We start from the raw sequence: 24,073 nt of genomic DNA on the forward strand, positions 1-24,073 counted from the left end.
CGCAGTTCAGTCCGGCATCGGCGTGCCGCGTCGGTGCACCCCGCTATGGCTCACTACGGGATCAGCACTCTGCCGCGCAGTTGCGGCGCAGCCACGCTGCCTGGCGCCGCTACCGCTCTCCTCAGCCAGGACCGTCACCGTGCGGAGCATTCCATCACCATCCCGCCGCCCCCGCAGCTCTCCCCCGACGCTATCGCAGCGCACGCAGGGCGCGCTCGATGGCCTCGACACCCTGGGTCTCCGCCGCCAGCGCCCGCTCCAGGCAGGCGGCCAGCGCGGCCCGGCGCTCCACGAGCCCGGCCCCCGGGTAGGGAGCCAGCGACACCGCCTCCGCGAGGGCCTCCACCACGCGCCGGTACGCCTCCGCCGCCCGGGGCAGCGTGTCGGCCTCCGGGTACCGCGCCGCCAGTTGTTCCAGGTAAGCCGCCGCATCGCTGCGGGCGGCGTGGAGCACGGCAAGGTTGTAGCTGTGGCCCCGGCCCGGCTCAGGCCCGTGCAGCGGCAGGCTGGTCGTGGCCAGCGTCGTGCGCCAGAACTGATACGCCTGACGCCCGTGCTGCAGCCACATGTCCCGCGACGGAGGCGCCCAGAAGTGGTCGACGGCGAAGCGCAGCGACGCCACCTCAGCTGCGCGCCGGTCGAAGTCGGGCGCAATGTCCAGCAGCGTGATCACCTCGGCCCGGGTGAACGCCGCGTGCTCGGCGGGTGGCCAGTCGGCGACGTCCATCCACCGGGGCTCGACCGGGTAGGACTGCGTCAGGCAGGCCCAGCGGTCGCCGTCGATCCCCACCACCAGGCCGTACTCGCCTGACCCCAGCAGGTCGTACACAACGGCCGGCCGCCCGTCCTCCACCGAGCGGGCCACCCGCTCGATCACCTCGGCCCTGACCTCGCTGTACCCCGGGTCGACGGGCCGGGCCGCCACCCGCTTGAGCCAGCAGCCGAGCCGCTCCCAGAGCGGGATGACCTCGTGGAAGTTGAGCTCCGTCGGGGCAGAGGGCGAAACGACCAGGTCGAGGGTCAGCCGGAAGGCGTGGCCGCTGACCCCCATGAGATATGTAGGCTCCAGGCGGCGCCCGGCATGGGTAAGCAGCCCGCCCAGGGCGCCCGCAAGCGTGACTCGGTGCTCCATCAAGGCTACGTCGTTCAGCAGCAACGTGACTCCCTCCGCTGTTGCAGCTACTCGCCCAGTGTCGCAGCTATTCTCCCCTGAAAACCGGCGGGCGGCGCTCCGCGAAGGCCCTGAGCCCTTCCAGCCTGTCCTGCGTCTGCACGATGGACCGGTACTCCCGCCACTCTGCGGCAAGGCCGGCGGCGAGGCCGGGCCCGGCGTCGATGGCCCGCTTGGCGGCCCGCACCGCCAGCGGCGCCTGCCTGGCGATCTGCTCGGCCATCGCCCTGGCGGCGTCCAGCAGGTTCGGCCTGTCCACCACCCGGTTGACCAGGCCCAGTTCCAACGCCTCGCCCGCCGTCAGGCGGCGAGCGGTGAAGATCAGTTCCTTCGCCTTCGCCGGTCCGATCAGGGCCGGCAGGCGGGCGCAGCCGCCGGCGCCTGGGATGATGCCCCAGCCGACCTCGGTCAGGCCCATCTGCGCATCGTCCGCGGCGATCCGGATGTCGCAGGCCAGTGCCAGCTCGAGCCCGCCGCCGAACGCCATGCCGTGGATGGCCGCGATCACCGGCACCGGCAGCTGGGCGACGCTGTTCACCGCCTCCCGCAGGGCGTGGACGGTCGCCACCACGGCGGCCTCCTCCATCCCCTGCCGCTCCTTCAGGTCGGCGCCGCTGCAGAAGGACTTGGCCTCGCCCCCGTGGAGGACCACCACCCGCACCGACCTGTCCACGGCCATCTGGTCAGCCGCCTCCTGCAGGTCGGCCACCACCTGGCCCGACAGCGCGTTGTGCCGCTCCGGGTTGTTCAGGGCCACCCAGGCGATCGGCCCCTCGCGGGTCAGGAGCACTCTTTTCATCCGCACGCCTCCTTCTTCCCTCAGACGCGTCGGCGGTGCTGGCCGCCCCGGCCGGTCTAGGCTGTCACTCCCCGACCAGCCTGAACCCACGGAAGACCCGCAGGGCGGCGAGCGTCGCCTCGACGGCCGAGCCCTCCCCGACCGGCCAGCTGCCGTCGGTCTGCTGCAGCCCCGCCAGCCGCCCCAGCAGCCGGAAAGCCAACGCGAAGTGGCGGGCCGCCAGCCCCAGCTCGACGAAGGTCGCCAGCCACCCTGCGATCTCGGGCGCCGTCAGGTCACGCTGCTCGAGGAGCGCATAGGCAGAGTCCTGTGCTGCGGCGTCCCCGCTGTGGCCCCACACGGCGGCCGCGCGGAAGAGAGCCGCGCTCCGGTCGCTCCCGGACCCGAGGGCTGCGACGCGCCCAGGCCCGCCCTCCCGGGAGTGCTCAGTCCCTTCGGCGCGGGTGTCACCGGCCCCGTCGGCCAGGGTGCGCCGCAGCCACCTGGCAGCACGTACGATGGGATCGGGGTGATCGGGCTCCATCACGGCCAGGGTGTACCCAGCGCTCGCCGTGAGGAGCGCGGGGTCCACCCCCTCCTGCGCCGCCGACCACGACCCGTCCACCGACTGCGACCGGCGCAGGAAGGCCACCGCCCGGGAGGCCATCGGCGACCCGGCCAGCGGCGGGATGTCCCGGAGGTGCGCCAGGATCTGACAGGTGACAGCGATGGAGGAAGCACCGCTGTCCGCCGCCCCGCGCGCACCGGCGCGCCCCCCGGAGGCAATGGTGTCTTGCCCCTCGTGATGCCCGCCGGCCGCGGTGGTGCCGAGCGCCGCTCCCGCCCCACGGGCCACGGCGGCGACCGGAAAGCCCCCGTCACTGTTCTGCAGCCGCTCCAGCGCCCGCACCACGGCCCGGTCCGGCTCGGTGCGGCCGAGGATCCCTTCCATGCGTGCCACGTCCACTGCGCCGCCGTGGGCCAGGACGAACGCCCTGGCCCGTGCTACATCCACTTGCGGAACTGCCACAGGTACTTACTCCTCCACGGTGATCTCCATGCGCAGCAGGGCGGCGGCGAAGGTCTTGCCCAGGTTGTCGCTGCGCAGCGAGCGCGGCGCGCCGCCGCCCAGTGCGCCGTGTACCAGGAACTTCAACGCCTGGACGTTGGGTACCTCCCACCGCTCCACCGGCCCGGTGGCCACGGGGCGGAAGTACTCCGCCACCCGCTCCTTGGTGACGTGCCTCCGGATGATCTCCCAGGCCGCGTCGTCGTTGGCGAAGAGCGAGATGTCCGAGGCGTCGCCCTTGTCCCCCGAACGGGCGTGGCAGATCTCCACCAGCCGAACGCGCCTCGCCATCGGCTACACCTCCTCCACGCTGATCTGCACGTGCGGCTCGATCAGCTCCCGGGGAATCAGGGTGGACCAGAGGCCCATCAGCTCCCGGGGCTGCGGCGTGCCGGCCACCGCCGACGCCGTGGGCGGGCCGGAGAGCAGCAGCGGCGGGAACTCCCTGGCCAGGATCTCGCAGTCCCGCTTGCTCCGGGTGCGGATGGCGATGCGCAGCCGCACCTCGTTGATGGCGTCCTCGTCCACCGGCTCCGGGGCCAGGGCGCCCCAGAGGGAGTTGATGCCGATGTACTCCTCGTGGATCTCCTCGGGCCGGACCCCCTGCATCTCCAGCCGTGCCCGGATGATCTCGGCGGCCCGCCTGGCCTTGCTGTACGCCTTGGGCCAGCTGAACGAGATGTAGCCTTCCCCCATCCAGCCGTCCGCGTACCCGAGAAGCGCCTTCAGCGTGGGCGGCGCCGGGCGGCCGGTGGTGCCGCTCACCCGCACGCGGTTCTCGCCCACCTGCTCCAGCCGGGTGGTGGTCAGGTCGCAGACCACGTCGGGCGTGATGTAGTTGGTGGGATCGTGGATCTCGTAGAGGAACTGCTCCTTCACGCTCTTCAGGTCCACCCGCCCGCCGGTGCCCGGGGGCTTGGTCAGCACAAAGGTGCCGTCCTCGCTCACCTCGGCGACGGGGAAGCCGATGCGGTGCAGGTCCGGGATGTCCTCCCAGCCCACCTGGTAGTTGCCGCCGCTCACCTGGCCCGAGCACTCCATCAGGTGGCCGAGGACGATCCCCTGGGCCAGCCGGTTCCAGTCGTCCCGCGCCCAGCCGAACTCGTGGATCAGCGGGCCCAGGAACTGCGCCGTGTCGGTGGTGCGGCCCGTGATCACCACGTCCGCCCCGGTGGCCAGGGCGTCGGCCACTACCTGCGCCCCCAGGTAGACCGAGGCGAAGAGCACCCGGTCCCGCACGTCGCCCAGCGCCTGTCCAGTCTCCTTGTCCGCGAAGGTCACGCCGTGCGCCGCCAGCTCGTCCAGCCGGTCGTAGATGTCGTCGCCGGTGACGCAGGCCACCTTCAGGGAGAGCCCCAGCTCCCGGGCCACCTCCGCCACGGCCCTGGCCGCGCCGCGCGGGTTGATGCCGCCGGCGTTGGTGATCAGCCGGATGCCCCGCTCCTTGGCGATGGGCAGCAGGTTGCGCATCATGGGCACCACGTCACGGGTGTAGCCGCCGGTCGGATCCTTCCGCCGGCCCTTCTCCAGAATCGCCAGCGTCAGCTCCGCCAGCGTGTCGAAGCTGATGTACTGCACGTCGCCGTACCGGGCCACGTCCAGCACGGGCAGGAGCGAGTCGCCGTAGAACCCCTGCCCGGCGCCGATGCGTACGGTGCGCAAGCTATCTCCCTCCCGCTTCACTGCGCTTCGAACGGTACTTGCCCCGCGGCGCCAGCCGGGCCCGCGCCAGGCGCCGGAGCAGGGTCTCGGGATCAGGCACCGTCGCCGCGGTCGGGTCCCCCGACTGACCCCGCAGGTGATCCAGCAGCTGTTCCAGCAGCGAGGCGATGTGCATCAGCACGCCCAGTGCGAGCCCGGCGCCGATGACGGCACCCCAGGGAAGCAGCGCGAGCACCACCGCGATGACGACGCCCAGCAAGATCCAGAACACGTGCGGTCGGAACCTCCCTCCAGGCGTGCCTCTGCGCCTGCGGGCGGCCGGCTGCCAACGTGCCGCGCCCAAGGCGCCCGGGCTGCGCTCAGCCCAGCTCCACCACCACGTCGCCCTCGTTGACGAAGTCGCCCTCGCCCACCTTCACCGCCTGAACGGTGCCGCCCACCTCGGCGGTGATGGGGATCTCCATCTTCATCGACTCGAGGATCACCACGTCCTGCCCCGGGGAGACCGCGTCCCCGGGCTTCACCAGCACCTTCCAGACCGTACCCGCCATGCTCGCCCTGATCATCGCTTCTCCTCCTCTGCCTGCCTGCGGTACTGCTCCATGCGGGCCCGGATCCGGGCCCGTTCCGCCATGTAGGCATCTCTGCTCTCGTACGGGTTCTCTTCCAGCATGCCTCCCAGCAGGTCACGCACGACCGCCTCCAGCCGGGAGACCCGGTCGCCGAGCCGCCACACCGCGCCGAGGGCCATCGTCCCCAGAAGGATGAGCCCCAGCGGGTGCGGCAGCAGCCATCCGATCAGGAAAGCGACCAGCAGTGCGGCGCCGTAGAGAAGCACGCTCTAGCACCCCATTTGCCGTGCGATTACCAGGCGCTGGATCTCGCTGGTGCCTTCGCCGATCTCGGTAAGCTTGGCGTCCCGCCAGAAGCGGGAAACCGGCATCTCCTCCATGTAGCCCATGCCACCGTGGATCTGGATCGCCTGGTTGGCCGCCCGCACCGCCGTCTCCGAGGCGAAGAGCTTCGCCATGGCCGCCTCGCGGGTGAACGGGCGCCCCTGGTCCTTCAGCCAGGCGGCCTTGAGCACCATGTTCCGGGCCAGCTCGATCTCCATGGCCATGTCGGCCAGCTTGAACTGGATGGCCTGGAACTTGGAGATGGGCTGGCCGAACTGGACCCGCTGCCTGGCGTAAGCCAGAGCGGCGTCCAGAGCCCCCTGCGCGATGCCGACCGCCATGGCGCCGATGGAGATGCGGCCGCCGTCCAGCGTCACCATGAACTGGCGGAAGCCCTCGCCCTCCTTGCCCAGCAGGGCGTCTGCGGGCAGCCGCACGTCTTCAAAGTAGAGGGGACGCGTATCAGACGAGCGCAGCCCCATCTTGTCGTAGGCCGGGCCGATGGTGAAGCCCGGGGTCGGGTTGGGCACGATGAAAGCGCTGATGCCCTTGTGCCCCTCGCCGGGCCGGGTGACGGCCGTGCAGACGATATACCCGCAGTAGGCGGCGTTGGTGATGAAGATCTTGGAGCCGTTGAGCAGCCACCCGTCGCCGTCCCGGACCGCCGTGGTCTTGGTGCCCGCCGAGTCGGAGCCGGCGCCGGGCTCGGTCAGCCCGAAGGAGGCCAGGTACTCGCCGCGGGCGGCGCCGGGGAGCCACCGCTGCTTCTGCTCCTCGGTGCCGAAGTAGTAGACCGGCCCCATGCCGATGGAGCAGTGTGCGGCGAGGGTGATCCCCAGCGAGCCGTCCACCCGGCTGATCTCCTCGACCGCCAGGGCGTAGGACACCGTGTCTCCGCCCATTCCCCCGTACTCCTCGGGGTAGGGGATGCCCATCAGCCCCAGCTCGCCCATCTTCCTGACCAGTTCCAGCGGGAAGCGCCCCGTCTTGTCCCGCTCCGCGGCACCCGGAGCCACCTCGCCCTCGGCGAACTCCCGGGCCAGCCTGCGGATCATGGCCTGTTCCTGGCTGAGATCGAAGTTCAGGCTCATCCCACCGCCCCTTCCTTCCCCCACAATCGGCGCGTGCGAACCATTGCTCTAGCCTTTACCGTCACTTTATTCTCATCTGCCTGGCGGAACTCCTGCCCGGGTGTGACGAATTTTGAGCGATCGGCAGAAAAACGTCACACCACATGAGGTCGTCCCCTTCCGCATATGGTCTCTGGGAAGAGAGTGGACGGGAGGGAGAAGCCTTGACGAGACCTTTCACCGCCAGCCTGGCCGTGGCCCGGTTGGCGGAGCTCAGTCCGGCCCGGTCGCACCGACGCGAGGCCGGCCGGCCGATGCAGGGGTACTGCCTGATCACCTGCGACGCCGACTTCAGCCGGGTGACCCTGTACGTGGAGAATGGACAGACCCTCACAGACCGTTCCGGCACCGGTGGCTTCTACTACGAGGGGTGGCTGGTGGGGCCGTCTGGCGCGGTGAGCCTCGGGGCGTTCAACGTGGGCGCAGACGGCCAAGGCAGCGCCACCCGGACGGTGGCGTCGTCGCAGGCGCAGCCGGGCCGGGCGGAGCTCGTGCGGGTGACGGTGGAGCCCTTCGGCGGGACCGAGGCGGGAAACATCTCGGTGCTGGAGGGCCGGCTGATCTGGCTCGACGCGGCCACCGCCACCCAAGCCGGGGCCTTCCCCGCCTGGCCGGAGGGCGGTCCCGGCGACTGGGCCTCGCGCGCGGCGGCAGCAGGCCTGAGCACTGCTCCACCCCAGGCGGGGCCCTCCCCGGCGTCGCAGACGCCGTCTGGCACGGCGGCCGTCGCGGAGCAGTCGGGAGGGTCCTTGGGGAGCGGCACCACGGGTTCGTCCGGCGATGACGCTGACCGGGTCGGCGCCGACTACCCCGCCGGTCTGGCGCGCCAGTTCGGCGGCGACTCCCCCGCCGGCCTGTCGTTCCAGTCCGGCGCCGACCCCGCCGCGGGCGCATTCGGCGGCGGCCCCTCCAGCGCTTCTGCCTCTCCGGTCGCCGCGTCCTCCGGCACCTCGCCCACTCAGTCCGATGCCTCCTCCAGCAGCTTGGCGAGTCCGTCAGCCGCGGCCTTCGGCGGTTCGGCTCACCCGTCCGGCGGTCAGTCCGGTGGTGCGGCCTTCGAGTCTGGCGCAGCCGCCGCTTCAACAGGGGGCAGGGCCTTCGAATCTGGCGCAGCCGCCGTCGGCGTGGCGGTGGAGCCTGGCTCGGCCTGCTCCGTCACTGACCAGGCGATGCAGTCAGGCGACAGTGCCCCCTCCGTCGCCCAGGCCATCCAGGCCGGCGCAGACTGCGCTGTCGCTGGCCAGGCGGACCTGCCCGGCGCCTCCGCGGGCGAGTCCCCCGATGGACTGGCAGCAGCGTCCGGCGGTCCCGCGGCCGCCCTGGCTCCGGAGCGGCCCGAGGGCATCGCCGCCGCCCAGGCCGACCGGGCCGACACACCTGCCGCGGGGGGTGGGGATGCCTCCCCGGTCCAAGCACAGCCGGCCCCGAGCCGGGTCAACCCGCTCACCGTGCAGGTGCAGCTCGTGCAGCGGCATCCGATGACCCCCCGCGCATCCGGGTCTGCAACCCTCAACCTCCGGAGGGGCAGCATGACCATCAACCTGCGAGGCCTGCCGAGCCCCATGGCTCTGGGCAGGGACCGCACGACCGGGCGGCCGTTCAACGCCTACCGGGTCTGGCTGGTCAACCAGCGCAACCAGATCCGGACGCCCGTCGGCTACTGCGAGCGCGCCTGGGGCGAGAACTTCCGCTTCCAGGCCGACGGCCTCCCGCTGAACCGCAACGACACGATCCTGGTCACCGTCGAGGACCGCTCCGCCGCCACCTCCACCGGCCACGCCTCGCCGCAGGTCCTGATCGGTTCCTACGAGCCGTGAGGAGCGCTGTGAACCCCCGCCCCGGGTCGTAACCCGCGCACCCCGGCGCACGCGGCAGCCCGACGTCATGGTCGCATCCCGCGGGCGCTGGCGGGCGCGACAGAGCCCCCGGTCCTTCACCCGGACCGGGGGCTGCTTCTGTGAGGCCCTATCCAGTCAGTCCCCCACGCGCAGGATCCGGTACAGCCGCTCACCACCCGGAGCCTTCACCCTCACCACTGCCCCGGGGTACTCCATGAGCAGGGCCCGGCCCAACGGTGAGGAGAGGCTGATCTCGCCCCTTTCCGGGTCACCCTCCCCCTCGGAGACGAGGCGGTAGCGCTGCTGCTCGCCCCGCGCCAGATCCATGACCACCACCGTGCTGTACATCTGCACGGGTTCGTGGGCGCTCCCGGCCAGGATCTCCGCCTCGGCCTCGGTGACCGGCGGCCCGGCGACGGCTCGCGCCGCCCGCTCGTCCACTTCCTCGCCCGCCTTCCGGATCTGCGCGCCAATGGGCTCCTCCGAGTGATACTCCCTGCGCACGCGAGTCCGATGCCCCTCTGCCATGGCTACCCCCCTAACCGAGACCCAGCGTGTCCTCCTCCAGCCAGCGGCGCAGGACCCACTGCACCAGCAGCGTCAGCCCGATCAGCAGCGAGCCGAGGGCCGCGGCCGTGCCGAAGCTGCTGGTGAGCACCTGGTTGTAGATCATCACCGACACCGTGGCGGTGCGCCCCGTGTAGAGCATGATCGTGCTCGAGAGCTCCCCGATGGTGGCGATCCAGCTGACCAGGGCGCCGGAAAGGGCAGCCGGCAGCACCAGCGGGACGGTGATCCGCACGAAGGTCCGCGCAGGCGAGACCCCCAGCGAGAGCGAGGCCTCCTCCATCTCGGGGTTCAGCTGCAGCACCCCCGCCGCCGAGGCCCGCATGGTGTAGGCGATCCGCCGCACCACGTACGCCACCACCAGGATCGTCCCCGTGCCGGGCAGGGAGACGGGCGGCCGGCCCCAGGCGATGACCAGCCCGACGCCCAGCACGGTCCCCGGCAGGATCTGCGCCAGCACCAGCAGGCCGTCAAGGGTGCGCGCCAGCCGGCCGGGCCGCCGCACCAGGACGTAGGCGATCAGCAGGCCCGCCACCAGCATGATGCCGGCGGCCAGCCCCGAGTAGCGGAGGGTACGCCCCACCACCTCGGCCATCTGGTCCCACATCAGCCGGTAGTTGTCCAGCCCGAACTCGCCGGTGAACCGGGGGCCCCTGGTCTTCATGACGGAGCTGACCAGGACCACCGCCTGGGGCAGGGCGGAGGCGCCGGCGACCAGCAGGCCGTACGCCGCCCCCAGCACCCGGCCCGCGGGACCCAGGCGGAGGGCCCCCGGCTGCCGCAGGCTGCGCCCGGTGTACGACCGGCCCCGCAGCAGCCAGGTCTGCACCCCCAGGGCGGCCAGGGCGATCAGCAGCATCGCCAGGCTCGCCACGGTCGCCATCCCCGTGCTGCCGCCCAGTTCGCTGAGGAACTCGTTATAGGCCACCACCGGCAGGGTGAGCATCCCCTCGCCGATGAGCATCGGGGTGCCGAAGTCGGCCAGCGTCGACGTGAAGACCAGGAGCCCGCTCGCCGAGATGGCCGGCATGGCCAGGGGCAGCGTCACGGTGAGCAGCCTGCGCCAGGGGGGCGACCCCAGCGATTCGGCGACCTCCTCGACCTCGGGGTCGATGCGGAGCAGGGCCGCCCGCGTCAGCAGGAACACGTAGGCGACGTGGTGGAGCACCGAGACCAGCAGCACGCCGCCGGGGCCGTAGATCGAGAAGCCCTGGAGGCCCAGCCAACCCGTGAGGAGGCCGGCCCGGCCCAGCAGCGTGATCCAGGCGTAGGCGCTGATGAACGGAGGCGAGAGGAGCGAGAGCACGGCCAGCGCCTGAATCAGCCCCTTGCAGGGGATGGCGCAGCGGCTCACCAGGACGGCCAGCGGCACCCCGAGCAGCAGGGCGCCGACCGTGGCGCCCAGGGCGAGCCAGACGCTGTTCAGCAGGGCCTGCCTGTAGTAGGCCCGGGTCAGGAAGTCATGCCACAGGCCGGGCGTGGTCAGGCTGCCCAGCATCACCCGCACCACCGGGTAGACGAGGAAGAGCAGCAGGAAGGCGAGCGCTGCCAGTGCGACCCAATGCCAGCCGGGTCTCAGCCAGCCATTCCGTGCGGCCACGTCGGCACCCCCTCGCGGTCAGGTGGCAGGGTCGGGCGAGGTTACTGGGTCAGGAGATCCTTCCAGCGGCCCAGGATCGCCTCACGCTGAGCCGTGGCCCAGGCGATGTCCAGCTCGATCAGGCGGATCTCATCGGCGGGGCTCAGCCCCTCGGGGAGCGGCACATCGGTGCGGCTCGCCCGCAGGCCCAGCTGTCTGGAGGCCATCTCCTGGGCCTCGCGGGAGAAGAGGAAGTCCATGAACTTCCGGGCGGCGTCGGGGTTGGGCGCGCCCTTGACCAGGGCGACGCTGTCGGGAATGGTTGCGGTGCCCTCCGCGGGGTAGATCCAGCCCACCGGACCGCCGGCCTGGGCGTACTTCCACGCCATGTTCTCGTGGGTCAGGGCCAGGGCGTACTCCCCCTCGTCAACGCCCTTGGGCGGCAGGCTGGAGGAGCCCAGCACTCTGGCGTTCTTCACCACGGCGGAGACCGTGTTCCAGCCCTCGGCGCCGTCGTCTGCGAACAGGGTGAGCATCGTGACCACCTGCACGAAGGCGGTGCCGCTCTTGGTGGCGTCTGACATGGCCAGCCTGCCCTGCCAGCGCGGGTCGGCGAGGTCTGCCCAGCCCCGGGGCAGCTCGTCCTCCGGCACCAGGTTCCTGTTGTACATGATCACCATGGGCAGCGCGTTGAACCCGTACCAGACCCGGTCCGGCGCCTTGAGCGCGCCGGGGATCAGGTCGTCGTCCTTCACCGTGTAGGGAACGAACAGCTCCCGGTAGGCCTCGTAGGACTCGGCGCCGCCGCCGAGCATCACGTCGGCCCCGGCGGTCCCCTTCTCCGCCTCAAGCCGGCGCAACAGCTCCCCGGTGCCGCCGAAGACCACGTCCACCTTGATGCCGGTCTGCTCCTCGAACGCCTGCACCAGGGGGGTGTAGAGATCCGCCCCGAACGAGGTGTACAGGGTCATCCGCTGCTGCTCCCTGGTTCCCCCTCCACAGCCCGCGAGAACCAGGGTCAGCGCCACCAGGAGGGCCGTCCATCGCCTGCCAGTCCGCATGTCGCTCCGCCTCCAGACCGAATTGGATGCATCGTCTTTGCTTAGTCTGCGCGATGATACCATCCATTGCAACAGCCAATCAGGCCACGGATTGGCTGGATTTCGCTCCGCACCTGGGGATTGGCCGGGTGCCTTCAACCATCCAATATACCAGCCATTCAGTCGATCCGTTGGATGGGGTGCACCCGCGGGGGAATGGGCCCGTCAGCCTGGACCACTCGCTGCGGTCCGCACCCTCCTCGCCCGCGGCCCCAGGAGCGGTTCGCCACTGTCCGCCAATCGGTTCACCCGCTGTGGCGGAAGGCCGGCGCCCATCACGTCATCCCTGGCAGCGGAGGCCTGTCCGCTGCAACGATCCGGCGCGGAATCCAGTTCGATGGTTGACATGGATGGATTTCACTCCCCGCAGGGGAACGGCCCGTCGGTCGGGAATCACCTGTGCGGGGTGATATTCTGTGAAGCGAATCCTGCCCATGCTGCTGGCCCTGGTTCTCCTCGCCGGCTGCGCCGGCCGGGAGTCCGGGCCCGTCGAACCGGAACCCGCACCGCCCGTCGTCGAGAACCCCTCCCCCGCACCGGCCCCCGAGCCGGAACCCGCCACGCCGGAACCCGACCCCGCTCCGGCCGCGCCCACGCTCACGGCGGATCCGGTCTACCCGCTGGCGCCGCCGTCCCATCCCCTCTGGGCGGGACCGGTCGCCGTCGTGGTGGAGAACTCGCCCTCCGCCAGGCCTCAGAGCGGCCTCCGGCAGGCCGACCTGGTGGTGGAGACCCTGACCGAGGCCGAGATCACCCGCTTCTTCACCCTGTTCTGGTCCGCCCCGGCCGGGAAGATCGGCCCCGTCCGCAGCGCCAGGCAGGGGTTCGTCGACATGGCCGACGCCTACAACACCCCCTTCGCCCACGTGGGGGGCAGCGCCGAGGCGCTGGCCATGCTCGAGGCCGCCTGGGGCCCGCGGAACCTGGACGAGATCTACAACGCAGGCGGCTACTTCTACCGCTCCGCCGACCGGGAGGCGCCGCACAACGTCTACACCAACACCGACCTGCTGGGCCAGGCGGTGGCCGACCGCGGGATCGACATGACGACCGTCCCCACCACGGCACGCGACGGCGCCGTCCCCGCCCCCGGCGAGGCGCTGGACGTGGCGATCGACTGGCACCGGCTGAACCACGCCCGCTGGGTGTGGGAGGACGGCCGGTACGTGCGCTATACCGACGGCGAGCGCCACCTGGACGAGACCGGGGAGCCGCTGGAGGCGGTGAACCTGCTCTTCCTTCAGGTGGGCGGCGTGAACCGGGGCGTCGACCTCGGCTGGACCCTCTACCTCTGGGACGGCGGCCCCGCCACAGTGCTGGTGGCCGGCCACCGCTACGAGGGCTGGTGGCGGCTGGAGCCCGGCGGCTTCGTCCTCTACCCCGCCGAGGGCGGTCAGCTGCCCCTCCTGGCGCCCGGGCAGACCTGGGCCCACCTGATCACAGACGAGTCGGACTTCACCATCTCGGCGGCTGCGCTCGAGTAAGCAGGCCATTCTCCCCGCCCGCCGGCGTATACTCATGTGACGCGACCCGGCGGACGGAGGGGTGAAGCGCATGCCACGGCTGAGACCGTTCCGGCCGGCGGACCTGACCGCGATCCTGGAGCGCACGGTCAGCGGGCTGCCCGGCACCATCGGGGTGTACGTGACCGACCTGATGAGCGGCCGGTCGGCCGGCCTGAACCCGACGGCCGAGTTCTACGCGGCCAGCACCATCAAGGTGCCCATCGCGATGGCGGTCCTCCGGCTGGTGGACCAGGGCCGGCTCAGCCTGGACCAGACCATCGCCTACCAGCCGGAGGACTACCAGGCGGGCACCGGAGTCCTCCAGGCGACGATCCGGCCCGGCGACCGGGTCTCGGTCCGCCGCCTGCTGGAGCTGATGATCACCGTGTCCGACAACATCGCGCGCAACATGCTGGAGCGGTTCATCGGCAGCGGGACGATCCGCAACTACATGCTGTCGCCGGGCGTCGCGCCGGCCTACGACCCGCTGGAGACGCCTGTCACCCCCGCCGGGATGACCCAGGTGCTGATCGCCCTGGACTCCGGCCGTTCAGGCCTGTCACGGGACTCCACCCGCATGCTGCTCCGCTGGATGGAGGAGGCGGCGTTCCGGCAGCGGATCCCCCGCTACCTGCCCGAGAGCGTGGTGGCGGCGACGAAGATCGGCAGCCGCGACGACGAGTTCCACGACGTCGGCCTGGTCTATGCGCCCGACCGCTCCTTCGCCATCTCCGTCTTCACCAAGGGGCTGTCGCAGTCCCAGGCGGAGGAGGTCATCGGCCGCATCGCCGAGGCGGTCTACTGGTACGAGGACTCGCTGACACGACCCGCGTAGCATAGGAAGGGCCGGCGGTTCTGACCGCCAGCCCTTCCTGTTACTGCCCTCGCCCTGCTGTTCACACAGCCGACCTTGCCACACCGCTGACGGGGCCCGGCCGGCACCCTGCCTCCACTGCCGCTCAAACCGCCAGCCCCGCCAGCATGACGCCGATGGTGCGGCTCCAGATGGGCCAGAACTGGGTCATGGGGAGGGGGTTCACCCCCCGCCCCACCTCGATGGTGAACCCGGGACGCCGCCAGTCCTGGATGAACCAGTCCTTGTACCCGGCCCAGCTCTGCAGGTAGCGCACGGGCCGGTAGCCGCTGATGTCGACGAACAGGTTGGTGATGGCCTGCGATTCCGGCGGCTCGAGCCCCTCGTAGCCCCAGTAGATCTCCTCACCCTGCGCGTGCCAGGCGATGACCAGGCGGAAGTCGTGCGCCCGGGTGAAGTCGGCCATGGCGATGGCCTCGGGTTCCGTGAGCGGTCCCGTGCCGGAGTAGTTGCGCGGGGCCGGGGACCGGGGCCCGCGCGCGGCCTCCCGCTCCCAGTTGGCCGGAAACTGGTTGTTCAGATCCACCCCGCGGGCATTGGCCGCCCAGGTGCGGAAGTTGGTGGAGCCGCCGTTGGCCTGGAGCAGCAGGTCGTAGTACGGGTTGGAGCGGTCCACCCCGTTCTGCGAGATCTCGACGCCGTCGGGATTGACCATCGGCACCACGTAGAGCGAGGTCTGCGACCACAGGGTGGGCACGTGGTAGTTGCCGATGCTCTCCCCCCGCTGCTGGGCCCGGGCGTAGACCTCGATGAACTTCATCATCAGGACGGCGGTGATCCACTCCTCGCCGTGAAAGGCGCCGTTGTAGTGGACCTCCTTCGGACCCGTGCCCAGCCGCACCACCGGAATCTCCCGGCCCAGCACGGACTGCCCGATCGTGCCCACCTCGATGAAGGGGTACTGCTGCCGCAGGCGGGTGAGGTCGGACATCATCTCGTCGTACCCGTAGTTCTCACGGGGCACCACGATCGCCTGTCCCGTGGCGGCGGCCGGGAGGCTGAGCCGCTGTCCGATGCGCAGCCGGTACGGGTCGACGCCCGGGTTGGCCTGCTGCAGCGCCGCCACGCTGGTGCCGAACTGCTGCGCGATGGACCAGAGCGTGTCGCCGGGCTGTACGATGTACTGCTGCGGCGGCCGCTGGGGGATGTAAATCACCATGCCCGGGTAGATTAGCGCGGGATTCTCAATCTGGGGGTTCGCGGCCGCCAGCGCCTCCACGCTGATGCGGTACCGCTGGGCGATGGCGTAGAACGTGTCGCCCGGCTGCACGACATGCTGCCCCGCCGGTTCGCCGCCGGGCACCGTCAGCCGCTGGCCCACGAAGATCATGTTGGGGTTCTGGATCTGGGGGTTGGCGGCCAGGAGCTGCGGCAGGCCGACGCCCAGCCGGTTGGCGATGGCCCAGAGCGTGTCGCCGGGCCTGACCACGTACGACATGATCGACCCCCCTCCTTTCCCGAGTCGCCCTAGATTGTATGCGGCTCGCCGGCGGGGGGTCCCAGCGGCGGCGCAGCGGTTGACACCGTGGCCAGGCCATGATAGATTTCAACACTAAAAGGCAACAGAGGACGTGCCCGGAGTGTGACCGGGGCGCCTCAGAAAGGTTGGGATCAAATGCGGCGCCGTATCGCCATCGGGGACCTTACGGCTACCGGAATCCTGACTGCTCTGGCGCTGATGATCCCCCTCGTCTTCACGTTCCTGCGGGTCACCATTCCCCCGTTCTTCACGGCCACGCTCATGTCGCACGTGCCCAGCATGCTGGCCATGCTCATGGGCCCCTTCGCGGCCGTCGGCGTGGGGCTCGGATCAGCCCTGGGCTTCACGATCTTCACCGGCCCGGTCATCGGCGCCCGGGCGCTCTCGCACGCCGTGTTCGGCTGGGTGGGCAACTGGGCCTGGCAGCGGGGGATGCCGCTCTGGCTCGTGATGGTGATCACGCTGCCGTTCCACGCCCTGTTTGAGATGGGCGTCGTGTGGATGTTCAGCGCCAACGTCCAGAATGCCCTGATCACGCTGGTAGGCACCGCCGCCCACCACACCGTGGACGCCGCCGTCGCCCTTGCGATTGTCGCAGCGCTGCAGCGCACCGGCGTGCGTTGGTTCGAGCGGACGGCTCATTAGGCAACGCGAATCGCCCTCCCCTCCACGCCTGTGTGGAAGGGAGGGCTTTTGTCTGGACTCGATGCCGGTGCGCTGCCCGATCAGTAGAGGCCGGCCCGGACGATCTCGTCGTACGGGACCTTCTGGTTGATGACGCCCTTGGCCACCAGCCAGTCGACCACCTCTTCCACCTCGGCCCGGCCCGGAAGCTGGGCGTCGGGGAAGGGCGTCACCTGCCAGGAGTCCTTGATCTCGGGCGGCAGGCTGGCCTTCTCGGCGAGGAGCTCCCGGAAGGTGTCGGGATCCTTCCGGATGTCCGCCACGGCAGCGTTGTAGGCGGCGAAGAAGCGGCGGATGGCCTCCTCCTTCGCCTCCAGCGCCTGGGCCGTGAAGATGACCACCGACTGGGAGTAGTTGCGCTCCGCCTTGTCGTCGCTGCGCACCACGGTCGCACCCTTGGCGATGGCCAGCGACGCCAGAGGATCCGGCAGGGTCGCGGCCTTGACGGTGCCGCTCATCAGGTTCTCGAACCTGAGGGGGATCTGGGGGATCGAGATCGTGGCGATCTCATCCTGCGCCAGCCCGCTCTCCAGCAGCAGCTTCTCGGTGACGTAGTGGATCATCGAGTTGGTGGAGATGGCCACCTCCACGCCCTTCAGCTGCTCGGGCGAGGTGATGCCCGACCCCGGGGCCGCCAGGATGAATATGGGCCCCTCCTCCCGGGTCGCACCCAGGTTGACGGACGTGATGTGCACCCGTGCCCCGTTGCTGTACATGGTGACCGACGCGATGATGTCGGCCAGCGCCCCGTCGATCTGGCCCCCCTGCAGCGCGGCGTCCCGCTCGGCCGCGGAGCGGAAGTTGACCAGCTCGACGTCGACCCCGTGCTGCCGGTAATACCCCTGGGCCTCGGCGACCCAGAAGGGCAGCCCGTCGACCGTCGGAATCTGGCCGATCCGGAGCGTGACCTGTCCGGCCGGCGGCTCGCCCGTCCCGGCCGGCCCGCTGTCCGCACCACCCGGGGCCGGAGAAGCGCTCCCCCCACCGGGAGGCGTCGCCATGCCGCCGCTGCAGGCGGTCAGCAGGGCGATCAGTACAGAAAGGCTGGCGAGTATCAGTCCTCTACGCTTCATGACGCGTGTCCCCCCACTACTTCAGGATCACGGCCGCCACCGCGCACAGCGAGAAGGCGACGCTGAGGTAACCGTTCACGTTGAAGAAGGCTGCATCGACCCGGCTCATGTCCGAAGGCGAGATGATGCTGTGCTCGTAGTGCAGCAGCGCCGCGACGAGAGCCCAGGCCCCCAGGTACAGCCACGTCGCCGCTCCCCACTCGCCTGGCGGCCAGACCGGCGGGGGAGCCGTCCCGGGCACCCAGAAGGCGGGCTGCCAGCCCTCCGGCGCCGGCAGGGGCAGGAGTCCCGTCACGAACCCCAGCAGGCCGACGAGCACCACCACCCCCAGGTGGAGCGCGCGGGAAATCCGCAGCGCCCGGGCGAGTCCGAACCGCGCCGGGATGGAGTGCACGCCGTTCACCCTGTCCGCCTCGAGGTCCTGGGTTCCGTAGATGATGTCGAAGCCGGCGTTCCAGAGGGTGATCATCCCCACCAGCACCAGGATCTCGGGCCCGACGGCGCCCCGCACCGCCACGTAGGCCCCGAAGGCCCCCCAGGAGACGCTGAGCCCGAGCCAGATGTGGCAGAGCCACGTAAACCGCTTGGTAAACGGGTACAGCGCAAAGGTCAGCACCGCCAGCGGGAAGAGCTTCAGCGCCAGGGGGTGCAGGTTGGCCGCGGCCAGCAGGAGGGCCGCCAGGGCCACGACGACGTACCCCCACACCTCGGCCGGCTTGACGAGCCCCGCCGGGATGTGCCGGCCCGCGGTGCGGGGCGTCTTCCGGTCGATGTCGGCGTCGAACAGGCGGTTCAGCCCCATCGCCGCGGTGCGGGCGCCGGCCATGGGCACGGTGATCCAGAGCAGCTGCCGCCATGTGGGCCATCCGTCGGCGGCCAGGAAGGCGCCCAGGTAGGCGAAGGGCAGGTTCAGGACGGTGTGCTCGAACTTGACCAGTTCGGCGAACGTCTTGACCTTGCGCAGGCCGGCGATCACGTGTCAGCCTCCTCGAACCCGTACTCGCGCCACCTGGCGGTCACCCGCTCCTTGATCTCGGGCGACATTTCGATCTCGTCGGGCCACGGGCGGGGGTGGCCCTCCTCCGGCCACTTGCGGGTGGCGTCGATGCCCATCTTGGAACCGAACCGCCACACCGGGGAGGCATGGTCCAGGTCGTCCAGCGGCCCCTCGGCGAAGAACACGTCGCGCCTGGGGTCAATGTTGCTCGTGACGTACCAGAAGACCTCGCTGTAGTTGTTCAGGTCGATGTGCTCGTCCACGACCACGATGCACTTGGAGAGCATCATGAGGCCCAGGCCCCACATGCCGTGGACCACCTTGCGGGCATGGCCGGGGTAGCGCTTCTTGATCTTCACCAGCACGCAGTTGTGGAACGTGCCCTCCGGCGGCATGTTGTAGTCGATGACTTCCGGCAGGAACAGCTGCAGGAGCGGCAGGAAGATGCGCTCGGTGGCCTTGCCGAGGTAGACGTCCTCCTGCGGCGGCTTGCCCACCAGCGTGGCCGGGTAGATGGCGTCGCGGCGGTGGGTGATGGCGGTGACGTGGAAGACCGGGTAGAGGTCCACCGGGCTGTAGAAGCCGGTGTGGTCGCCGAAGGGCCCCTCGGGCCGCAGCGGCTCCGCGGTGTCCACGTACCCCTCCAGGATGAAGTCGGCGTGGGCGGGGACCTCGAGGTCGATGGTCTTGCACTTGACCAGCTCCACGGGCTCGCCCCGCAGGAAGCCGGCGAACATCAGCTCAGGGATCATCGGCGGCAGCGGCGCGCTGCCCGAGTAGATCGTGGCCGGGTCGCCGCCGAGGGCGACCGCCACAGGCATCCGGGAGCCCTGGTGCGCGTCGTAGTGGCGCTGGCCGTCCTTGTGCTTGTGCCAGTGCATCCCGGTGGTGCGCTTGTCGTAGACCTGCATCCGGTACATGCCGATGTTCCGCCCGCCCGTCACCGGGTCGCGGGTGATCACGTTGGTCAACGTGATGAAGGGCCCGCCGTCCTTGGGCCAGGTGGTGAGCACCGGCAGCTGGTAGAGGTCCACCTGGTCGCCGGTGAGCACCACCTCCTGGCACGGGGCGCGGCTCACGATACGGGGCGCGGTGGACTTGGCCACGTCCAGCAGCTTGAGCCCCTGCCCCAGCTTGTCGAACAGCCCGCCGCCCGGCCCCGGCAGCTTCATCAGCTCCCGGATGCGCTCGCCGATCTCGTCCAGGTGGTTCACACCCAGCGCCAGGCAGATCCGCTCCATGGAGCCCATGGTGTTGGTGAGGACCGGGAACCGGGAGCCCTCTACGTTTTCGAACAGCAGTGCAGGCCCGCCGCCCGGCATCTTGGAGACGCGGTCAGTGATCTCGGCGATCTCCAGGTACGGGCTGACGGGCGCCTTTATGCGTTTCAGCCACCCCCGCTTCTCACAGGCCGCGATGAACTCGTGCAGGTCGCGAAAGGCCATCTGCAGCAGCCCCCTTGCCTGAACCTTGGCGCAAACCGGACTCAGTTTAGCCCGGAGCGCGGTGTGCGTCAACAGATGTGGGTCAGGCTGTCCGAATCCGGACATCGGTTGGCAGCAGATAAACCCCGCCCTTCCCGGCGGGGTGTGGTGCAGGTTCGTTTCCCTGGTGGACGATGGGTATCCGGCGGTCGCAGGCGCGCCTCGAGCGAGTGCAACGGCTCGACGCGGGCGGGAACGGCTCGACGCTGGGGGGGAACGGCTCGACGTGGGCTGATATCGGTGCACCATGCATCTCGTTCAACCTGGAGGCTCCGGCGGTTTGAGACTACCTGCAGCGCTTGTGCCACGGGGGCTCCGGGCACGGCCAACGTCCGCCGCGGCTTTGAACAGCTCTCAAACCGTCGGCAGTTCTCTGGAAGGGCAACCTCGAGTGCCGTCTCGCTGCCCGCACTTACCGCGCGTTTGGTTTAGCGATGAAGTTCCGACGGTTTGAGAGTGGCCCCGGGGGGCCAGTACCACCGGGGCTGCGGGCCCGGCCCATGTCCGCCGCGGCTTTGAACAGCTCTCAAACCGTCGGCAGTTCTCTGGAAGGGCAACCTCGAGTGCCGTCTCGGTGCCTGCACTTGCCGCGCGTTTGGTTTACTGATGAAGTTCCGACGGTTTGAGAGTGGCCCCCGGGGGGCCAGTACCACAAGGGTTGCGGGCCCGGCCCACGTCCGCCGCGGCTTTGAGCAGCTCTCAAACCGTCGGAAGCTGGACGACCCACGGGGGGCTCGAGCGTCCGCTGCGGGTCAACACAGGCTCACGCGCCATCGGTGTCGGCTAAGGGAAGAATCCCCGGCAGTCTGCGCGTGGCCCTGCGGCTTGTGCCAGGCAGGATTCTGAGCCAAGCCCACGTGACTCGCGGCTTCCCGGCAGTCTCAAGCAGTCGGCGGATCGCCGGGTCGCGACAACATCCGGCCATGCATGCCAGGGGTGGCTCGCGTAATGGTGAGCGAAGCACCCGCAAGCGCCGGTGCAGGCGTGCGATCCCGTCAGCAGCGTCATGCTATCTTTCTCCAACTCAGGAGGAATTCCCCAACCTCCGCAGAAACTATGTTCGGAGGTTAGGGATGATGGATTCACCCAAGGTCACTGTGCCTGACGCGCTCGTGCGTACGAGAAAGCTGCCCGCTATGGCCAAGGTGCTCTGGTGCTTCTTCCGCCTCATGGATGCGAAGAAGCCGGTCCTGTCCTTCAAGGAAGTCCGGGAAGCTGTTGGTGTGGCACAGAACTCACTCTTGAAGTACATCGGCGTGCTCGTCGACACCGGCTGGCTGCGCTACACCAGGCGCCGGAATCAGTTTGCCTGCAAGGCCATCTGGAAGCGTGGGCGCCCGGCGTTTCGCCTCCCGATGGACCTGGTCTGCGACCCGGAAGTGCCGGCCGAGGCGAAGCTGGTCTTGGGAACCATCACCAAGCTCACCGATGGCTTCAACTACGAGGATCTGCAGCGGCGCACCGGGTATAGTCAGGAGACTCTCTTCAAGTACCTTGACCTCCTCCTTCGCCTGGGGTGGCTGCGTGGCAGCGTATCCCGACAGGGGCGCAAGAAGTACTATCGCGTCACGGCCCGCAACCCACATCAGGAACGCAGAAAACAGGATGTTGAACTGTTCCACCGCTCCATGGCGTTGGCCAGGAAGCGACTCGGTTACTCCGTGGGCCAGTTGCTGCTCGGATACAAGGTGTCGCTGTTGATCCATGAGTCCATTCTGATCGAAAACGGTCACCTTTGGGGGCTGGTCAACCACAGAACCGGTGGTCGACTGCTCTACGACCTCCTGCTGCCTGAGTATCGCGTGGCGATCGAGTTCCAGGGACCCCAGCACGACCGCCCCACCGCGCTCTACCCCGACGAGGCGGAGTTTCGCGCACAGCAGGCCAGGGACGCGCTGAAGCGGACGCTGAGCACAAAGCTCGGCATCCGCTTGATCGAGGTGAAAGCAGAGGATCTCAGCTTCCCGCGGCTGGCCGACTTGCTGCGTGCGGCCGGTGTGCCCTTGAAAGCTGACCCCCGGGCTGCGGCACCCCACCTGTACACCCTTCTGGAGCAAGAGGCGGCGCTTTACCGGGCTGCCGCAGGCTGACGGGGGGCAGCTGTCCAGCCGCGCACTTCAAAGGAGCACCCCCACACGATACACCGACGACGGCAGCGGTGACATGGTGGTTCGACGATGCACCGACGGTGGCAGCAGCTCCGCACACCGTGCGGGATCAAGGTACAGGCCCTGCTCGCCGGCCAGGGCGGCGGCAGCGTACGCCACATCGATCCAGAAGCAGTGGAAGAGGAGCCCGCGGTCTTCTCCGTCCCCGCCGACCGTGATCGTCCAACTCTCCGGCAGCGGCGCCGGCGGGGTGAGCAGGAACACGTGCCGGAGGTGATGCTCATGGCGGCCAGCGGAGAAGTAGCAGTACTGTCCGAGGTACGCCACCACCTCGGGGTCGGCCACTCCCACCTCCTCGGAGACCTCCCGGAGTACTGCCTCCACAGGTGTCTCGCAGGGGTTCACGGTGCCTGCGGGCACCTGGGTGCCGGCCTCCGGCATGCCCACGTGGTCGAAGACAAGCAACTGGATTCGCTGCGCCCGCCGCCTCACGACGTACGCAATCACCTTCTCCCTCACAGGGTAGTCCACTTCGTCCCTCACCCTCGCCAGGAAGTTTCCACGCCCTCCGGCCACCGGGGGAACCGTGCGGTCAGGATCGGCGGAACAGGTCTCGCCAGTGAAGCAGGCCCCACCAGTAGCGCCAGTGCAGTCGATTCCACTGGCCTGCAAGGCCCGCCACCTGCATGGCCGAGGCCACGACGTCTCAGTCTGCACAGCGAGCCCTTCCTGCATGGCCGAGGCCACGGTGACGACGTCTCAGTCTGCACAGCGAGCCCTTCCTGCATGGCCGAGGCCACGGTGACAACGTCTCAGTCTGCACAGCGAGCCCTTCCTGCATGGCCGAGGCCACGGTGACGACGTCTCAGTCTAAGCAGCAGGCCCTTTCAGTAACGGCGGGGGCAGACGCTCGCAATAACACACCAGGCCCTGGCAGGACCAGATCAGGCCCTGGCAGTTTCACCAGAGCACCCCCACCCGTGTCGCATGAGCAGGCCCCTCAGTACTGTTTGAGCAAGCTCTCCAGGTACGCCTCCGTTCGCTCCGCCACCAGCCGATCCGTCAGCCCGGTTACGCCGAAGGCCGTCCAACCGGGGTAGACCGCAGGGGGGCCCGTCAGGAAGTCCATGAGGGCGACCAGGTCCCAGTACGGGTGGTAGCTGAAGGATGCGCCCGCCGCCTCCCGGTAGAATGCCAGGAAGGCGTCGGCTTCCGGCACGCCCGTCAGGAGTGCGAGGTTCACCCGGCAGTGCCCGACGTCGACGCCGCCCGGACCCTGGCACCCGTTGACCCAGTCCACCACCCCGCTGAGACGCCCTCCCTCCCAGATCACGTTGCAGGGGTGGAAGTCCCGGTGGATGAAGCAGCGGCGGGAAGCCGGTGGAGGCGCCTGGACGAGGCGGATGGCCCGCGCCCACGCATCGGGCCTGCGGGACCAGGCGGGAACCTCCAGGGCGCTCAGGTCCTTGTAAGGCCTGTACTGCCAGGCAAACCCGTGTGCGTCCACCCGGTGAATCGCCGCCAGCGCCTCCGCCATGGCCCTCAGCCAGGCCGTGCGATCTGGCGGCATCAGGTCAACGCGGCCGGGAAGCTCCGTCATCAGCACGGCAGGCGCGCCGCATGCGTCGCCCGACTCGTCGGTCGCTACGAGCCGGGGAACGGGCACCTCCGACCCCTGTGCCCGCCTGAGACAGGCGGCCTCATGCCGGACGAGGTCCGGCTCCTCGGCACGCCACGACTCGTTGGTGAACAGCCTCAGGATGAGGCGGTGCTCCTGGCCCGCACCCCGCACCAGGAGGCGATAGAGCGATGACGAAGTTGCGCCTGTTACAGGCGTGGCCTCAACCGCCCACACTGCGAACCCAAGGCCCCTGCTCAACCAGTCCTGCAGCCGCTTCGCATTCAGCAACCCCTTCACCTACCCACTATCCGCCTCTGTAGAGCCCTGGCCGCCAGGGGGTGTGCGGCAGCTACCCGGCCGCGGGTAACGGCCTCACCCACAGTACAGCCATTCACGGGTGTCGACACAGACACAGCGCCGGACAGCCTCCCGGGGCCACCGGCGCCGTGCAACACCC

General features: G+C 69.6%; 23 protein-coding genes. 5 read left to right on the plus strand and 18 right to left on the minus strand.

The features are described from left to right. Positions 1–190: 190 nt before the first annotated feature. The 9 genes from J2Z79_RS04865 to J2Z79_RS04905 all read right to left on the minus strand — a co-directional run bounded on the left by J2Z79_RS04865 (position 191) and on the right by J2Z79_RS04905 (position 6,661). Positions 191–1,156 carry a hypothetical protein gene (locus J2Z79_RS04865; protein ID WP_209465744.1) on the minus strand — a complete coding sequence of 322 codons (966 nt, stop codon included), beginning with the start codon at positions 1,154–1,156 and terminating at the stop codon, positions 191–193. Positions 1,157–1,199: 43 nt separating this feature from the next. Next, the gene (locus J2Z79_RS04870) at positions 1,200–1,970 is read right to left on the minus strand and encodes an enoyl-CoA hydratase-related protein (protein ID WP_209465745.1); all 771 of its coding nucleotides are present in this window, start codon (positions 1,968–1,970) and stop codon (positions 1,200–1,202) included. Positions 1,971–2,034: 64 nt separating this feature from the next. After that, positions 2,035–2,979 carry a hypothetical protein gene (locus tag J2Z79_RS04875; protein ID WP_209465746.1) on the minus strand — a complete coding sequence of 315 codons (945 nt, stop codon included), beginning with the start codon at positions 2,977–2,979 and terminating at the stop codon, positions 2,035–2,037. A gap of 6 nt (positions 2,980–2,985) precedes the next feature. Further along, entirely contained in the window at positions 2,986–3,309 is a 324-nt protein-coding gene (locus J2Z79_RS04880) for an AtuA-related protein (RefSeq protein WP_209465747.1), read from the minus strand. Between the two features lie 3 nt (positions 3,310–3,312). Continuing rightward, the gene (locus J2Z79_RS04885; protein WP_209465748.1) at positions 3,313–4,680 is read right to left on the minus strand and encodes an acyclic terpene utilization AtuA family protein; all 1,368 of its coding nucleotides are present in this window, start codon (positions 4,678–4,680) and stop codon (positions 3,313–3,315) included. 1 nt (position 4,681) lies between these two features. Next, positions 4,682–4,951, minus strand: coding sequence for a hypothetical protein (locus J2Z79_RS04890; protein ID WP_209465749.1), 270 nt, complete (start codon positions 4,949–4,951; stop codon positions 4,682–4,684). An 88-nt stretch (positions 4,952–5,039) separates the two neighbouring features. Then, entirely contained in the window at positions 5,040–5,246 is a 207-nt protein-coding gene (locus J2Z79_RS04895; protein WP_209465750.1) for an acetyl-CoA carboxylase biotin carboxyl carrier protein subunit, read from the minus strand. Beyond that, complete coding sequence (locus tag J2Z79_RS04900) at positions 5,243–5,518, minus strand: hypothetical protein (RefSeq protein WP_209465751.1); 276 nt, start codon at positions 5,516–5,518, stop codon at positions 5,243–5,245. The genes J2Z79_RS04895 and J2Z79_RS04900 overlap by 4 nt, the downstream gene beginning before the upstream one ends. A gap of 3 nt (positions 5,519–5,521) precedes the next feature. Beyond that, positions 5,522–6,661: an acyl-CoA dehydrogenase gene (locus J2Z79_RS04905; RefSeq protein WP_209465865.1), complete on the minus strand. Its 1,140-nt coding sequence runs from the start codon at positions 6,659–6,661 to the stop codon at positions 5,522–5,524. Positions 6,662–6,870: 209 nt separating this feature from the next. Between J2Z79_RS04905 and J2Z79_RS04910 the strand changes: the two genes are divergently transcribed. Further along, positions 6,871–8,523 (plus strand): hypothetical protein, encoded by a 1,653-nt coding sequence (locus tag J2Z79_RS04910; RefSeq protein WP_209465752.1) that lies wholly within the window; start codon positions 6,871–6,873, stop codon positions 8,521–8,523. Between the two features lie 156 nt (positions 8,524–8,679). Here the strand turns inward: J2Z79_RS04910 and J2Z79_RS04915 are convergent, their stop codons facing one another. From J2Z79_RS04915 to J2Z79_RS04925, 3 genes are read right to left on the minus strand one after another with little or no spacing between them, the layout of a single operon-like run. Further along, positions 8,680–9,072: a GreA/GreB family elongation factor gene (locus J2Z79_RS04915; protein WP_209465753.1), complete on the minus strand. Its 393-nt coding sequence runs from the start codon at positions 9,070–9,072 to the stop codon at positions 8,680–8,682. Positions 9,073–9,082: 10 nt separating this feature from the next. Beyond that, positions 9,083–10,711 (minus strand): ABC transporter permease, encoded by a 1,629-nt coding sequence (locus J2Z79_RS04920; protein ID WP_209465754.1) that lies wholly within the window; start codon positions 10,709–10,711, stop codon positions 9,083–9,085. 41 nt (positions 10,712–10,752) lie between these two features. Continuing rightward, positions 10,753–11,751, minus strand: coding sequence for an ABC transporter substrate-binding protein (locus J2Z79_RS04925; RefSeq protein WP_209465755.1), 999 nt, complete (start codon positions 11,749–11,751; stop codon positions 10,753–10,755). 455 nt (positions 11,752–12,206) lie between these two features. Between J2Z79_RS04925 and J2Z79_RS04930 the strand changes: the two genes are divergently transcribed. Together J2Z79_RS04930 and J2Z79_RS04935 are read left to right on the plus strand one after the other, a co-directional pair. Further along, the gene (locus tag J2Z79_RS04930; RefSeq protein WP_209465756.1) at positions 12,207–13,274 is read left to right on the plus strand and encodes a DUF3048 domain-containing protein; all 1,068 of its coding nucleotides are present in this window, start codon (positions 12,207–12,209) and stop codon (positions 13,272–13,274) included. A 70-nt stretch (positions 13,275–13,344) separates the two neighbouring features. Continuing rightward, on the plus strand, positions 13,345–14,130 hold the full coding sequence (locus J2Z79_RS04935) for a serine hydrolase (protein ID WP_209465757.1): 786 nt from the start codon (positions 13,345–13,347) through the stop codon (positions 14,128–14,130). A 124-nt stretch (positions 14,131–14,254) separates the two neighbouring features. Here J2Z79_RS04935 and J2Z79_RS04940 read toward each other — a convergent pair whose 3' ends face one another. After that, positions 14,255–15,607, minus strand: a complete 1,353-nt coding sequence (locus tag J2Z79_RS04940) for a LysM peptidoglycan-binding domain-containing protein (RefSeq protein WP_209465758.1) — start codon at positions 15,605–15,607, stop codon at positions 14,255–14,257. A 177-nt stretch (positions 15,608–15,784) separates the two neighbouring features. Here J2Z79_RS04940 and J2Z79_RS04945 point away from each other — a divergent pair, with 177 nt between their 5' ends. Beyond that, complete coding sequence (locus J2Z79_RS04945; RefSeq protein WP_209465759.1) at positions 15,785–16,294, plus strand: hypothetical protein; 510 nt, start codon at positions 15,785–15,787, stop codon at positions 16,292–16,294. Between the two features lie 80 nt (positions 16,295–16,374). Here J2Z79_RS04945 and J2Z79_RS04950 read toward each other — a convergent pair whose 3' ends face one another. From J2Z79_RS04950 to J2Z79_RS04960, 3 genes are read right to left on the minus strand one after another with little or no spacing between them, the layout of a single operon-like run. Beyond that, positions 16,375–17,406 carry a MetQ/NlpA family ABC transporter substrate-binding protein gene (locus J2Z79_RS04950; protein ID WP_209465760.1) on the minus strand — a complete coding sequence of 344 codons (1,032 nt, stop codon included), beginning with the start codon at positions 17,404–17,406 and terminating at the stop codon, positions 16,375–16,377. Between the two features lie 16 nt (positions 17,407–17,422). Next, a complete protein-coding gene (locus J2Z79_RS04955; RefSeq protein ID WP_342589417.1) occupies positions 17,423–18,382 on the minus strand; it encodes a UbiA-like polyprenyltransferase in 960 nt (319 codons plus the stop codon). Then, entirely contained in the window at positions 18,379–19,848 is a 1,470-nt protein-coding gene (locus J2Z79_RS04960) for a menaquinone biosynthesis decarboxylase (RefSeq protein ID WP_209465761.1), read from the minus strand. The genes J2Z79_RS04955 and J2Z79_RS04960 overlap by 4 nt, the downstream gene beginning before the upstream one ends. 1,115 nt (positions 19,849–20,963) lie before the next feature. Here J2Z79_RS04960 and J2Z79_RS04965 point away from each other — a divergent pair. After that, positions 20,964–21,977 (plus strand): hypothetical protein, encoded by a 1,014-nt coding sequence (locus tag J2Z79_RS04965; protein ID WP_209465762.1) that lies wholly within the window; start codon positions 20,964–20,966, stop codon positions 21,975–21,977. Between the two features lie 27 nt (positions 21,978–22,004). On the opposite strand, the gene J2Z79_RS18800 is transcribed toward J2Z79_RS04965, so the two are convergent. Both J2Z79_RS18800 and J2Z79_RS04975 read right to left on the minus strand, forming a co-directional pair. After that, positions 22,005–22,514 carry an NUDIX hydrolase gene (locus tag J2Z79_RS18800; protein ID WP_209465763.1) on the minus strand — a complete coding sequence of 170 codons (510 nt, stop codon included), beginning with the start codon at positions 22,512–22,514 and terminating at the stop codon, positions 22,005–22,007. 481 nt (positions 22,515–22,995) lie between these two features. Further along, positions 22,996–23,913: a phosphotransferase gene (locus tag J2Z79_RS04975; RefSeq protein ID WP_209465764.1), complete on the minus strand. Its 918-nt coding sequence runs from the start codon at positions 23,911–23,913 to the stop codon at positions 22,996–22,998. Positions 23,914–24,073: the final 160 nt, after the last annotated feature.

Origin of the sequence: Symbiobacterium terraclitae (assembly GCF_017874315.1) — a bacterium.
GTDB lineage: Bacteria > Bacillota > Sulfobacillia > Symbiobacteriales > Symbiobacteriaceae > Symbiobacterium > Symbiobacterium terraclitae.